Consider the following 13382-nt stretch of genomic DNA (forward strand, 5'->3'; position numbering starts at 1 on the left):
TGATTATAATGGAATATTTCCGTGCTTTTTGCGTGGAAGATTCGCTACTTTATTCTCCAACATTTTGAATGAGCGAATCAATTTTTGACGAGTATCTGATGGTAAAATCACTTCGTCGATATAGCCACGGTGCGCAGCACGGTATGGGTTAGCGAATTTCTCAGTGTATTCGTCTACTTTTTCTTGTAGTTTTTCTTCTGGATTTTCGGCCTCCGCAATTTCTTTTTTAAAGATAATTTCGGCAGCACCTTTAGCGCCCATTACGGCGATTTCGGCAGTTGGCCACGCAAAATTCATATCGGCACCAATATGCTTTGAGTTCATTACATCATAAGCTCCTCCATACGCTTTGCGGGTAATAACCGTAATACGGGGCACAGTAGCCTCGCAAAAAGCATAAAGTAATTTTGCACCATGATTGATTATACCGCCCCATTCTTGATTGGTACCTGGCATAAAACCTGGCACATCTTCGAGTACCAATAAAGGAATATTAAAACAATCACAAAAACGTACAAAACGGGCGGCCTTCATACTGGCCTGAATATCTAGTACTCCTGCCATTACAGCGGGTTGATTGGCTACAATCCCGATGCTACGACCGCCTAGACGAGCAAAACCTACCACGATATTTTCCGCGTAGTTTTTGTGTACCTCAAAGAAAGAGTCGCTATCAACAATATGGTCGATAACTTCCTTCATATCATAAGGTTGGTTAGGATTTTCAGGAATAATTTTATCTAATTCTTTTCTGATTTCGTTAGCAGATTCGTATGCTAGGGCAGGAGCAGTTTCTTCACAATTTTGAGGAATGTAAGAAAGCAATCGCTTGATATCGTTGATACAGCTTACTTCATTAGAGCAAGAAAAATGCGTCACCCCAGATTTTGTTGAATGAGTCGAAGCGCCTCCTAGTTCTTCTGAAGTAACTACTTCATGTGTAACAGTTTTGACAACGTTTGGCCCAGTTACAAACATATATGAGGTATTTTCAACCATCATGATAAAGTCTGTGATAGCTGGAGAATATACTGCGCCACCAGCGCATGGTCCCATGATAGCCGATATTTGTGGAATTACGCCCGAAGCAAGGGTATTGCGATAAAAAATATCAGCATATCCTGCTAATGACATTACCCCTTCTTGGATACGAGCTCCACCAGAGTCGTTTAAGCCAATTACAGGTGCACCACTTTTCATGGCTAAATCCATGATTTTGCAGATTTTTTCGGCGAAAGTCTCAGACAAAGCACCTCCAAACACAGTAAAGTCTTGGGCAAAAACATACACCAAACGACCATTTACGGTACCATAACCCGTTACAACGCCATCGCCTAGATAATATTCGTTTTCTAGACCAAAGTCTTTACAACGGTGCATGACAAATTTGCCAATTTCCTCAAAAGAACCTTCGTCCATCAACAAAGCGATACGCTCACGAGCTGTCAGTTTGCCTTTTTTATGTTGAGCTTCAATACGTTTTTCGCCACCTCCTAAAAGAGCTTCGGCGTTTTTACGCTCTAAAATTTCAAATTTCTCTTGGTTTGTCTTTACCTTCATGGTATTCCTATGGTATTTGTTTTGTATTTGTGTCAAATATAAAGGGCAGAAATTAGATAACGTGTAAAATTGATATAGTTTATTTAAAATTGTATATTTTGAAGTTTTAATTTTGAATTATTTTGAGAAAAGCGATGATAAGTTATTCGTTAATGGTATATACGTTACTTCGAACAACACTAATAATCAGAAAGATATTCTCAAAGGATGACACATATATATTTTTCTCGAATCTTTTCTGTTACTCAATTATCAAAGTAGAATAAGATTTTAAAAACTCTATAGAAACTGATAAGTCCTTACTCAAAATTCAAACTCGTACTTACTTAATAATGAGAAATCCTATCTTTGTGCTTCGTAAGTATGTGGAGGAGGTTTTTGATGAATGTATTCATCATTTGACATAACAATAAAAATAGCTTTGCCGTGTTAAAAAGGTATATGTTAAGAAGAATTACGGAGATAATCTTGAGCGTACTACTCATTGGAATAGGCATAGATGTATTTGCCCAAAGTAATGACACGCAAGCCTATAGTTTTTTGAAAATACCAACAGCGCCTTCTGTGGCTGCTTTGGGTGGTCTCCAGAATAACCTGAAAGATGTAAATGGTTTTTTCCAAAATCCTGCACTCGTAGATTCTGCTCAAAAAGGTAAAATTTCCCTCAATTTTATGCCTTATTTTCAACAGGCAAAATTACTTTCGGCTACGAGTAATTTTGCTGCTTTGGGACGTAGTTGGGGTATAGGTGTACAGTATTTGGACTATGGTGATTTTGCCACAACCGACCCACTTGGCAATCAACAGGGGCAGTTCAAAGCCAATGATTTTGCCCTTAGTTTAGGAACAGCACAGCAACAAGGAAATATCCGTTTTGGGGCAAGTCTCAAACTGGTTGGTTCAACTATCGAACAATATAACTCTACAGCTTTATTGGCAGATTTTGGGGGTATTTTTATACATCCCAATCAAGAACTTTCGTATTCTTTGGTAGTCAAAAATTTTGGATTTGTGCTCAAAGATTATTCTCCAACCAGCAATAGTCAAGTGCCTTTGGATGTGCAAATGGGATTACATTTTAAGCCTATTAATATGCCAGCCAAGTTTTCGTTAATGGCGCATCATCTCTATAAATATGACATAGCCTACACCAATCCTAATGTGGTGGTTACTGACCTCAATGGAAATGTCATAAGTCAAAAAGCAGGAGTGGTTGACCAACTGGCACGGCATTTGGTTTTTGGTGTGGAACTATTATTTAGTAAAAATCTCCAAGCGCTGATCGGATATAACCACCTTCGTAACCGAGAATTAAGTCTAACAAAAGGCTCAAACTTTGGTGGCTTTTCAGTTGGTTTGCGTTTCAAGACAAAATATCTTGAACTGTCCTATAGCTATTCTGGTTATCATGCTAGCGCCTCAGCGAATAGTTTTGGGTTGATTTTGGACCTGAAAAAAATAGTAAAATGATATTTCTCTTTGAAAAATCTTATGATTGCGCACTAAGAATTCAATAAATTTACCGAAAAAATACGTTAACTAATTTCCCTAACGAAAACCTTAGAATTACTTGAGTTTGGCTTATACTTACTGATGTAATTCTCACGCTTGAAAAATATGAAGATGACAAACTTAGATGTATTAACTCCAAAACAGATTGTAGAAGAGCTAGACAAACATATTATAGGTCAGCACGATGCAAAGAAAAACGTTGCGATTGCCTTGCGTAACCGTTGGAGAAGAATGAATACCCCTGCTGATATTCAAAAAGAAATTACACCTAATAATATTTTAATGATTGGTTCGACGGGTGTTGGTAAAACAGAAATTGCTCGTCGTTTGGCTAAATTAGCAGATGCCCCATTTACGAAGGTGGAGGCCTCTAAATTTACGGAGGTTGGTTATGTGGGTCGTGATGTCGAATCTATGGTCAGAGACTTGGTAGAATCTTCGGTACATTTGGTACAACTTTCCAAAAAAGAAGCCGTGAAAGATAAGGCTACCGAAGCTGTTGAAGAAATTATTTTAGAAGCGCTCGTGCCAGCGATGCCAAAGGTTTCGAAAAAAGCAAAGGCTGAGGCAGCAGCCAATCCTGATGCTATGCCTGTTTCGGACGAGGAGTTGAATCATAAAACGAGAGAGTTGTTTCGTGAAAAGTTACGTCGAGGCGAATTGGAGCATCGTAAAATAGAAATTGATGTGAAAGCCTCAAATTCTCCCAATATCGGTGTAATGGGCGGACCTATTGACGAGATGTCCATGATGAACATTCAGGAAATGATTGGGGGAATGATTCCTAAAAAGCAAAAGAAAAGAAAACTTACGATAGCTGAAGCTCGCAAAATTTTGATGGAAGAAGAATCTTCAAAATTGATTGATATGGACGAGGTAAAAGAGGAGGCGATTCGTAAAGCTGAAAATTTAGGAATTATTTTTATTGATGAAATAGATAAAATTGCTTCTAATCGTAGTGGCGGTGGTGGTCCAGATGTGAGCCGTGAAGGGGTACAACGTGACCTTTTGCCAATTGTGGAAGGTTCAACCGTAAATACTAAATATGGCGTGATCAATACCGACCATGTGTTGTTTATTGCGGCAGGTGCTTTCCATGTGTCGAAGCCAAGTGATTTGATTCCTGAATTACAAGGTCGTTTTCCTATTCGTGTCGAACTACAAAGTTTGAAAGAAGAAGATTTCTACAGAATCTTAAAAGAACCAAAAGGCGCGTTGACCAAACAATATGAAGCATTATTAGCTTCTGAAAATGTTGAATTGTCATTCAACGACGATGCCCTTCAGGAAATAGCCAGTATTGCTTACAATGTCAATACAGAAGTTGAAAATATTGGTGCTCGTCGATTGCAAACCGTTATGTCTCATTTATTAAATGATTTGATGTTTGATATTCCTGATGTAATTACGCCAAATGCCAAGGTGGTTGTTACAAAAGAATTGGTAAAAGAACGTTTAGGAGGATTGGTGAAAAATCGTGATTTAAGCCAGTTTATTTTATAAATTGTATTAGAATAATGAAAAAGCTCTCTAGCAATAGAGGGCTTTTTTTATGTAAATTGATAAATTTGTTAAAAGCTTCAGGCTTTTTTATTATCCAAACAAACACTAATTATAAATCCTATGTTTAACTATTTATTAACCAGAGGCTTAAAGATTTTGACTTTGAGTCTTTTGAGTATTAATTTACTTTTTGCTCAGACCAATCGCTCCTTACCTCGGAGTACTCCCGAAGCCGAAGGCGTATCCTCCGAAGCCATCAATCAATTTATCGAAGCTGCTAGTAAAAGCAAACATGAATTTCATAGCTTCATGTTGTTGCGCCACGGCAAAGTGATTTCTGAAGCTTGGTGGGCTCCATATCGCTCGGATTTGAAACATACCATGTATTCGGTTAGTAAAAGTTTTACGGCGACAGCTGTGGGGTTTGCAGTAAGTGAAAAAAAACTTTCTGTAAATGACCTTGTAATTTCATTTTTCCCAGAAGAAACACCCGCTCAACCTTCTGAATTTTTAAAGAAATTGAAGATTAAAGATTTGCTTTCGATGAGTGTAGGGCACAAAACTGACCCAACATTTGAGATTGCGAGCAAGAATGAAAATTGGATAAAAGCTTTTTGAATACGCAAATTGTCAACGAGCCAGGCTCCAAGTTTTTATATAACTCGGCAGCAACTTACATGCTTTCGGCGATTGTTCAGAAAGTTACAGGTCAAAAGATTTTAGACTATTTAAAGCCACGCCTATTTGAACCGCTAGGCATAGAAGGAATCGATTGGGAAGTGGATCCACAAGGTATTAATGTTGGTGGTTGGGGTTTACGTCTCAAAACGGAGGATATGGCTAAATTTGGACAATTATTCTTGCAAAAAGGTGTTTGGAATGGCAAACAAATTTTACCAAAAGCATGGGTTGAGGAGGCTTCTACCATGAAAATTATGCAAGACCCATCAGCTCCGCAGGATAAAAAAGATGCAAGTGATTGGTTACAGGGATATTGCTATCAAATGTGGCGTTGCCGAAACAATGCCTTTAGAGGTGATGGTGCTAATGGACAATTTATCATTGTTATGCCAGAACAAGATGCCGTTGTAATTATCACAGCGGAAGCGCCAGATATGCAATCTGAAATTAATTTGGTTTGGGAATATCTTTTACCAGCACTCAAAACGCAAAAAGTACCTACCAATAAAGCAGCTTATGCAAAGTTGAAAAATACGATTCAGAACCTCAGTTTGCCAATTCCACAGCAACAGGCCAACTCTACGATTCAGGCGAATATTCAGGGAAAAACCTTTGCAATTACCGCTGGTGATGTAAGTTTTAAGAATATCAAATTTGATTTTCAAGATGGCGTATGTGCCGTAAAATTAGGAACAGACACGATAACGCACGATTTAAAGTTTGGTTTAGGCAAATGGATTTTTGACCAAACTACCAAACGTGGGCCTTATTTGGTGGCAGGTGCAAAAGCTAACCGCACGGGTTTGCCAGCTTTTAAGATTGCAGGAAGCTATACTTGGCAGGATAATAATACCTTGATACTTACTTTGCGCTATATCGAAAGCCCACATACCGAAACCATTGTTTGTAAATTTGATGGCGATAAAGTATCTGTAGATTTTCAGAATATTTTCAATCAGAATACCAAACGAGCACTTTTCAAGGGGATTCAAACAGTTTCTCGCCCAAATGCTCCTAAATTAATTATTCGTGGCGATGATATGGGTTATTCACATTCTGGAAATGACGCTTTGATTCAATCATATCGTAACGGAATCGAAACCTCGATTGAGGTCATTGTGCCATCACCATGGTTTCCTGAAGCTGTGAAGCTGTTGAAAGAGAATCCTAATATTGATGTTGGTTTGCACTTTGCTATTACTAGTGAATGGGACAATGTAAAATGGCGTCCGCTCACAGATTGTCCTAGTCTTAAAAATGCCGATGGTTATTTTTATCCCATGCTTTTTCATAACAAAAACTACCCTAAACAAGCGGTAATGGATCAAGATTGGAAAGTGGAGGATATCGAAAAAGAGCTTCATGCTCAAATCAAAATGGCTTTGAAGTATATCCCGAGATTGAGTCATGTTTCGGGTCATATGTTTAGTTTGGGCTTTGCTCCAGAGGTAAAAGAAATGGCTAAAAGAGTTGCTAAACAGTATAATTTACCCATGGTGGACACAGACGGTACTCAGGATTATAAGATAAACTACACGGGTTTTGATGCTAGAGGCTTGAACACGCAACAAAAAATACAGGCATTTATCGAAATGTTTGACAAACTCGAAGATAGCAAAACCTATGTATTTGTAGAGCATCCAGGATTAGATAATCATGAATTACGGGCTATTTCGCATATTGGTTACGAAGATGTTGCCGAAGGTCGTCAGGATGTAACGACTATTTTTACAAGTGAGGAAGTAAGAGCAGCTGTGGTAAAAAAAGGGATCGAGCTAGTGAGTTATAAAGATGCATTACAAAAGTTGAAATAACATTTATCAACTAATCAATAGGCAATAAGCTAGAAGAATGGTGCATTCTTCTAGCTTATTGCCTTCTTTTTAGATTGACTTAAAATTAACTATGAGTGCTGAGTTTTGAGTGTAAAGTATTGATATTAAAAAATTCACAATTCACAACTCATCATTCAGCATTAATTCTCATAAAACTTTCCGTAACTGAGCTGGTAATATGCCTAATTGTTCGCGGTATTTGGCGACTGTTCTGCGAGCGGTTGGAAATCCTTTTTCTTTCAAAACATCCGTTATTTGTGAATCGCTTAGAGGAATTTTAGGGTTTTCGCTCGTGATAATTTCTCTAATTACCTGCTGAATAGATTTGTTTGAAACCCAATTACCATCTTCTTTCTGTGTAGCTTCTGAAAACAAATCTTTTAAATGTATTAATCCAAAAGGTGTTTGCGCATATTTACCACTTGTAACCCTCGAAACTGTTGCAATATCCATATCTATAATTTGCGCAACATCTTTCAAAATCATGGGTTTGAGTAACTGAACATCTCCCGATTGAAAATATTCTTTTTGTAACCTAAGAATAGTTTTAATGACTTTCTGCATCGTTTTTTCTCGTTGCTCAATCGCCTGAATAAGCCACTCAGCTTGGGCAACTTTTTGCTGAATAAAGGAGGAAGCGTTTTTAGAAAATTGCTGTTTTAGATTCTTCGCAACAGGCTCGTTGATTTTGATTTTTGGAAGCGAGCTAGAATTTAAGCTTGCCTCTAACTGATTCATTCCCTGAATAATAATATAGTCGGGTACGACGTACTCTTGTGAAGAAGTGGTTAGAAGTTTGGCATGAAGTGGGTGAACATTGAGTGATAAAATGAGTTTCTGTATTTCTTGTAACTCATCCTCGCTCAGTGCCAGCTCTCGCATGATTTTGTCAAACTGCTTATTAGCAAATTCTTGAAAATATTGAGCAATGATAACTTTTGACTTTTCGGCAAGCGAAGAAAAATTGTTTTTAAGCTGGAAAAATAAATATGAGGCAGGGTTTTTGCTTGCTAATCCTTGTGGCTCTAGTTGCTGAATAAGTAGAATGGCCTCTTTTACCTCAGATTCTTCTACGAAGGTATTGTGTGCAAAAGAGATGTCATCAGCTAAATCGTCGGATTCGTAAGGTAAAAAGCCATGTTCGTCTAATGAATGTATGATATATCGACAAATTTCTGCTTGTTTGTGAGAAATATTCAAATGGTGAATTTGCTCTAATACATCATCAAGTAAAGAGGTATCTTGTCGAAGTTGAAGAGTTTCGATTGAACTGCTTGAATTTATTTCTGTAAAGTTATAATTCGAACTACCTTCTTCATCTATTTCGTCCCAATCCTTAAAATTGGACTTTTCTGACAAAGAAGAAGCATTCAAAACATCATCATCAAATTCGTTGTTGGGACTTTCTTCTAATTCTAATAGGGGGTTTTCGGTAAGTGCTTCTTCTATTTTTGTATGAAGTTCGAGGGTAGAATGTTGAAGGAAATTAAGCCATTGGATTTGTTTAGACGATATTTTAAGTTGTTGTTTGGTATTTTGTGTTAGGTTCAGCATATTTTCAAGTATAATGTATCAGTGTATATATGTTATGTCAAAGAAAGCACCGAATTTTAAAAAATTATAAAAAAAAAGTGAAATTCCGACGAATATCGGACATATAGGAATAAACCGTAAAAAAAGGCCAAGATATTGTTGAAAAATCTCTGAAAGCCTGTAAGTTTGTACCACAGCTAATTTGTTATTATAGAGAAATCTCTACATTCTGTAGAAAACTTACCACATTACTTTTATTCATGTATAACTCTCTCCGAAACGTAGTCATATTATTTGCGGGAAGTATTGTGCTACTAGGTATGCTTTCGTTTTCGGCCTACCAAGAAGTACGTGAATCTCTCGAATACGCTAGGTCGGTAGAGTATATGCACATAATCCAGCATGAAGCAGAACGATTAGGTGCGACAGTCAAGGAGTTAGAAAATTGTCATAAAGGGTATGTTTATAAGCAAGAGGCTGAATACTTAAACTTGATTTTTGCGAGTAAGGAGCAAATCATTCGATTGCTTACCACATTGCAACAAAGGGTAAAAGATAATGATAGCCAATTGGCTCGTTTGGAAGCATTCAAAAGGGGTTTTCGAAGACATATTGCCATATTGAATAGCAGTATTCGCTATACACGAGCCGAAAATAAAGTTGATGAGTTGGCCGTTTCGAAAAGCCAAATTCAAGCAAACCAAATGCTACGCGATTTGAGTAGCTTTCAAAATTATCAGAAGCAATTGTTGTCGGTTCGAGGTATGCAAAAAGACCAGACTGACAATCAGATGAGCCGTAAAATGTTCTTGTTTGCTTTGTTTACGGTACTTTTGCTATTGGTAAGTTTTGGGTTAATCTTTTCAGAACTACGCAAACGTATTACTTTTCAGGATGAATTAGAACGTAAAATTGAAGAACTCAAACGTTCCAATTCAGAACTTGAACAGTTTGCTTATGTAGCATCGCATGATATGCAAGAGCCTTTAAGGAAAATTAGGGCTTTTAGTGATATGTTACTAATCAGACAAAGGGCTGTTTTGAACGAAGATGGTAAATCTACGCTTCAAAAAATTGCTAAAAGCTCTGAGCGACTACAAAATCTTATAAATGATTTGTTAGCATTTTCGAGATTGGTCAACAAAAATGCACAAAATGTAGAAACCGTATCCTTAGATACGTTGCTTTCTGAAGTGCTCAAAGATCTCTCAATGTTGACAATTGAGAAAAATGCAATTATTGAATATGATCACTTGCCAACTATCTCAGGAGTAAGTTTTCAGTTGCATCAGCTTTTTTTAAATCTGATTAGCAATGCTTTAAAGTTCAGTAAAAATGGAATTGCGCCTCACATTACTATTCGTTACAGACTATTGCTAGGAAGTAAAATATTTAATATTCAAGAAGTTAAACCATTTTTAACCTATCATGAAATAACCATCTCAGATAATGGGATTGGTTTTGAACAGGAGTACGCCGATAAAATCTTTATGATTTTTCAACGTTTACATGCTAAAAGTCAGTTTGAAGGTACTGGAATTGGCTTAGCGGTTTGTAAGCGAGTTGTGACTAATCATAATGGTTATATCAAAGCAGAGTCTGTTCCCAATCATGGTGCAACATTTACTATTTATTTGCCAAATAACCGCAACGAAGAATGAAACACTTACCAATCTTAATTGCCGATGATGACGAAGATGATAGATTTTTAATTAAGGCAGCATTTGAAGAATGCGGCTCTGATATTCCATTATTTTTTGTACAAGATGGACTAGAACTAATGCAGTATTTGAATAACGAAAATGCTTATACAGACGCTAGTGTGTACAAGCAACCTTCGTTGATTCTGTTGGATTTGAATATGCCAAAGAAGGATGGAAGGGAAATTATTCAGGAAATGCGTGCTAATAGCAATTTTAAAGCAATTCCGATTGTAGTCTTGAGTACTTCAAATGCTCCTAGCGATATAAAAACTTGCTACGAATTAGGTGCCAATAGTTTTATTACAAAGCCATCTTCTTTTGAGGGGCTGCTCGAAATCATTAAAAATCTTCAACAATTTTGGTTTGTTACTGCTTCGTTGCCGCAATAAAAAACAAAGGCCCTCAATACAATTGAGGGCCTTTGTTTTTGAAGGCTTTTGAGTAAGGATAAGACAATTTATCACTCTATAAAGTTATGCTTTGTTTGTTACCTCTTGCAATTTGGCTTTACCAGTCTTTAATGTAGAAAGCAAATCGTCTGTCAGATTGCCAGTGCCATCCTTAATTTTCTTACGTAAGTCTTTTCCTTTTTCAGGTGCTAAGAGCATACCAACCACTGCTCCAGCTGCTGCAGCTGCGAACAAGCTCAATGCGATTTTCGTGTTTTTTGTCATGGTACAAAGGATTTATAAGTTGGAGACGTTTTTGATTATATATTTTTAACGTACACAATATCATAAATGTTACCGAATAGAGCTTAAAATTGACTTAAAATTTGAGTAAGCGGTTAGATAAAGTGCTTGGCATGATTTTTTTGTATTACCTATATGCATACCAAAGCACTTTAGATTTCAGAAACAACTCTAGATTTTTTGATATGTCAAGTTAAAACCTTTTTTATCCCTAATAATTACTGCTTTTGCATGTTGACAACAACTGATGTTTTACAGTCAGAAAACTCAGGTAATTTAAAGCCCTATGCCCTGATTGTGGATGATGAGGTAGATACTTGTTTGCTCATCAAACTTTTTTTACATAAAAAAGGAATAGAGGCCTTTCAGGCACATTCCTTAAGTGAAGGTATTTCTAAAATTATAGACCTTTCACCTAAATGGTTGTTTCTAGATAACAATTTACCTGATGGACACGGAATTGATAAAATACATGACATAAAAAAAATTTCTCCTGAAACCCAGATTGTGATGATTACAGCTTTGGGGAAAATTAAGGATATGGCGTTTAGCTTGGGTGTAGACAAGTTTATAGAAAAACCATTATCATTTGCTTCAATTGAGTTTGCGATCAATTAGCTGATACATAAAAATTAAGGAGAGTCTAATTGTTAGACTCTCCTTTTTTATTAAAGTAAGGATTATAATTCAGATATTTATTCGACAAAATGATGCCAAATTGTTGTAGTTAGATTAAGTGTTTGGTTTTCAGTGTTTTGAGAGTGAGTGGAAAGTGTATAGCACACTTCATGTGAGAAAAATTCTACAAAATAGGGGAGAGAATTCTACACTTGGAATCTTAAAAAAAGTCAATATCTGTTTATACTAAAACTAAATCCTTTTGACATAAAAGCTTAGTTGTTGAGCTAAAAATATCAACACTCAGGCAGTGATAGCGGTTTTGGGGCTATCTTTGCATCATTGTTTCAAGAATCTTACTTTGCTCCGCCCTTCTGAAGTAAGAGTATATAGCCAATCTTTTTCCCTAGCATATTTGAGAACGAAATTTTACTAGCACAGAAATACGTTTTTCAAAATATTCATTTTCAATGTTGTTTCGCATGTATTTTCCGTGCGTATATAGATAACAATGCCTAGGCATTGATGCCCTTCTACCTGTGTCACACATTGTAATCTGAATGGACGGCTTCGCGATTGTGAAGCCGTTTCCACTAAAAAGCCCTTGAACGTAATGCTCAAGGGCTTTTTAATATACAACGATTCAAAAATCGATAGCTTATTTGTTATCTATTTTTAAAATGTTCACGCTTTCCTCCACGGTCGCCTTGCTCACGAGGATCACCTTCTCCACCTCTCAATCTTTTCATTAACATTTGATTGAAAAGTTGTTCTGTTTTGTATAACTCAGATACTTGACGAACATTTAGCACCTTTAAAAATTTGCTTTGATATTCTTTCTCTAAGTCAACTTCTTTTTGTCTCAGATTAAGAATTTCTTTCAAGTTGGCAGCAATCTTATCATCGCTGGTCGTTAAGCTGCGAGATTCAGCAGTAATTTGGCGAACATTTTTACGAATTTCACCTCTCTTGGTATCATAATCATTAAAAATTGGCCAGAAAGCTTTTGCTTGCTCTTCTGTCAAATTTAATCGGTTTGTAATAAGTCCAAGGCGAGCGGCTTTTATCTTTTCTTTACCACCGCGTTGTTGTGGATCGTCCTGTGCAGTTGCAGCAAAATTCACAGCAAAACCTAATAGTGTGATTAAAACAAATAACTTTTTCATGTTTTTGGTAAGTTTTAAATAATCTATTTGTTGTTTAGATACAGAAAAACCAAAGACTTAGATATCCTCGACAACATCTCGCGTGTCGATGCTTTGAATAATGTCTTGAGATGATAATTTTAATTCATCTAACACTTCAGAATCTTCGATGTTGTTAGAAGCACTAACTTCTGTTTCGTCGATATGCTCGATGTAATCGGCCTGATGAATATTTTGATGAACTAAATAGCCTTCGATGTCCTCTGTTTTTACACCAGAAAGAGATTCTTCACCTATTGAGTCTTGACGAGGCATTAAAGTAAAATAACCCAATACCGCTACGAGTGTACAAGCAGCTAGGCTTGTCCAAGTGCGTCTTGCCGACCATGTTACCAAAGGAACCGTTTGGTTTTTGGCAGAAGTTCGTGCTTGAATTCGCATTGGCAAATCCTCAAAGTACCCATCAGGAACTTGAAATATCGTTTCCTTTGGGAGTTTATCAAGATCAAATTTATCGGATGAATATTCCATGGTATAAAATTTAGTAAAGGATAAATATCGAGGCCTCAATATTGTTCTTACTATTTTGGTTCTTTGACA

General features: G+C 36.7%; 12 protein-coding genes. 7 read left to right on the forward strand and 5 right to left on the reverse strand.

Features of this window, described 5'->3' with window-relative positions:
• Window positions 1-3 precede the first annotated feature (3 nt).
• The gene (locus BWI92_RS11675; RefSeq protein WP_095163442.1) at window positions 4-1560 is read right to left on the reverse strand and encodes an acyl-CoA carboxylase subunit beta; all 1557 of its coding nucleotides are present in this window, start codon (window positions 1558-1560) and stop codon (window positions 4-6) included.
• 441 nt (window positions 1561-2001) lie between these two features.
• On the opposite strand from BWI92_RS11675, the gene porQ reads away from it, so the two are divergent.
• The 4 genes from porQ (at window position 2002) to BWI92_RS28500 (ending at window position 7070) form a co-directional block, all read left to right on the forward strand.
• Window positions 2002-3030: a type IX secretion system protein PorQ gene (gene porQ / locus BWI92_RS11680; protein WP_095163443.1), complete on the forward strand. Its 1029-nt coding sequence runs from the start codon at window positions 2002-2004 to the stop codon at window positions 3028-3030.
• 153 nt (window positions 3031-3183) lie between these two features.
• Window positions 3184-4575: an ATP-dependent protease ATPase subunit HslU gene (gene hslU, locus BWI92_RS11685; protein ID WP_095163529.1), complete on the forward strand. Its 1392-nt coding sequence runs from the start codon at window positions 3184-3186 to the stop codon at window positions 4573-4575.
• Between the two features lie 120 nt (window positions 4576-4695).
• The gene (locus BWI92_RS28495) at window positions 4696-5193 is read left to right on the forward strand and encodes a serine hydrolase domain-containing protein (protein ID WP_095163444.1); all 498 of its coding nucleotides are present in this window, start codon (window positions 4696-4698) and stop codon (window positions 5191-5193) included.
• A complete protein-coding gene (locus tag BWI92_RS28500) occupies window positions 5190-7070 on the forward strand; it encodes a ChbG/HpnK family deacetylase (protein WP_176464402.1) in 1881 nt (626 codons plus the stop codon). Before BWI92_RS28495 ends, BWI92_RS28500 begins: the two co-directional genes overlap by 4 nt.
• 168 nt (window positions 7071-7238) lie before the next feature.
• On the opposite strand, the gene rpoN is transcribed toward BWI92_RS28500, so the two are convergent.
• Window positions 7239-8645 (reverse strand): RNA polymerase factor sigma-54, encoded by a 1407-nt coding sequence (rpoN, locus tag BWI92_RS11700; protein ID WP_095163446.1) that lies wholly within the window; start codon window positions 8643-8645, stop codon window positions 7239-7241.
• Window positions 8646-8884: 239 nt separating this feature from the next.
• Between rpoN and BWI92_RS11705 the strand changes: the two genes are divergently transcribed.
• Both BWI92_RS11705 and BWI92_RS11710 read left to right on the forward strand, forming a co-directional pair.
• Window positions 8885-10285, forward strand: a complete 1401-nt coding sequence (locus BWI92_RS11705; protein ID WP_095163447.1) for an ATP-binding protein — start codon at window positions 8885-8887, stop codon at window positions 10283-10285.
• Window positions 10282-10716 carry a response regulator gene (locus BWI92_RS11710; RefSeq protein ID WP_095163448.1) on the forward strand — a complete coding sequence of 145 codons (435 nt, stop codon included), beginning with the start codon at window positions 10282-10284 and terminating at the stop codon, window positions 10714-10716. Before BWI92_RS11705 ends, BWI92_RS11710 begins: the two co-directional genes overlap by 4 nt.
• 84 nt (window positions 10717-10800) lie before the next feature.
• Here BWI92_RS11710 and BWI92_RS11715 read toward each other — a convergent pair whose 3' ends face one another.
• Window positions 10801-11001, reverse strand: coding sequence for a YtxH domain-containing protein (locus tag BWI92_RS11715; RefSeq protein WP_095163449.1), 201 nt, complete (start codon window positions 10999-11001; stop codon window positions 10801-10803).
• Between the two features lie 249 nt (window positions 11002-11250).
• Here BWI92_RS11715 and BWI92_RS11720 point away from each other — a divergent pair, with 249 nt between their 5' ends.
• On the forward strand, window positions 11251-11637 hold the full coding sequence (locus tag BWI92_RS11720) for a response regulator (RefSeq protein ID WP_095163450.1): 387 nt from the start codon (window positions 11251-11253) through the stop codon (window positions 11635-11637).
• A gap of 665 nt (window positions 11638-12302) precedes the next feature.
• On the opposite strand, the gene BWI92_RS11725 is transcribed toward BWI92_RS11720, so the two are convergent.
• Together BWI92_RS11725 and BWI92_RS11730 are read right to left on the reverse strand one after the other, a co-directional pair.
• Complete coding sequence (locus BWI92_RS11725) at window positions 12303-12803, reverse strand: Spy/CpxP family protein refolding chaperone (protein WP_176464403.1); 501 nt, start codon at window positions 12801-12803, stop codon at window positions 12303-12305.
• 57 nt (window positions 12804-12860) lie between these two features.
• Window positions 12861-13313, reverse strand: a complete 453-nt coding sequence (locus tag BWI92_RS11730) for a hypothetical protein (protein ID WP_095163451.1) — start codon at window positions 13311-13313, stop codon at window positions 12861-12863.
• Window positions 13314-13382: the final 69 nt, after the last annotated feature.

It is taken from the genome of Flectobacillus sp. BAB-3569 (genome assembly GCF_002270355.1).
In the GTDB taxonomy this organism is placed as follows: Bacteria; Bacteroidota; Bacteroidia; order Cytophagales; family Spirosomataceae; genus Flectobacillus; species Flectobacillus roseus.

Bases quoted from the DNA above. Each gene is read 5' to 3' on its own strand.
- BWI92_RS11725 (WP_176464403.1), bottom strand. From the start codon at position 12,803: ATGAAAAAGTTATTTGTTTTAATCACACTATTAGGTTTTGCTGTGAAT.
- hslU (WP_095163529.1), top strand. From the start codon at position 3,184: ATGACAAACTTAGATGTATTAACTCCAAAACAGATTGTAGAAGAGCTA.
- BWI92_RS11705 (WP_095163447.1), top strand. From the start codon at position 8,885: ATGTATAACTCTCTCCGAAACGTAGTCATATTATTTGCGGGAAGTATT.
- BWI92_RS11710 (WP_095163448.1), top strand. From the start codon at position 10,282: ATGAAACACTTACCAATCTTAATTGCCGATGATGACGAAGATGATAGA.
- BWI92_RS11675 (WP_095163442.1), bottom strand. From the start codon at position 1,560: ATGAAGGTAAAGACAAACCAAGAGAAATTTGAAATTTTAGAGCGTAAA.
- porQ (WP_095163443.1), top strand. From the start codon at position 2,002: ATGTTAAGAAGAATTACGGAGATAATCTTGAGCGTACTACTCATTGGA.
- rpoN (WP_095163446.1), bottom strand. From the start codon at position 8,645: ATGCTGAACCTAACACAAAATACCAAACAACAACTTAAAATATCGTCT.
- BWI92_RS11730 (WP_095163451.1), bottom strand. From the start codon at position 13,313: ATGGAATATTCATCCGATAAATTTGATCTTGATAAACTCCCAAAGGAA.
- BWI92_RS11720 (WP_095163450.1), top strand. From the start codon at position 11,251: ATGTTGACAACAACTGATGTTTTACAGTCAGAAAACTCAGGTAATTTA.
- BWI92_RS11715 (WP_095163449.1), bottom strand. From the start codon at position 11,001: ATGACAAAAAACACGAAAATCGCATTGAGCTTGTTCGCAGCTGCAGCA.
- BWI92_RS28495 (WP_095163444.1), top strand. From the start codon at position 4,696: ATGTTTAACTATTTATTAACCAGAGGCTTAAAGATTTTGACTTTGAGT.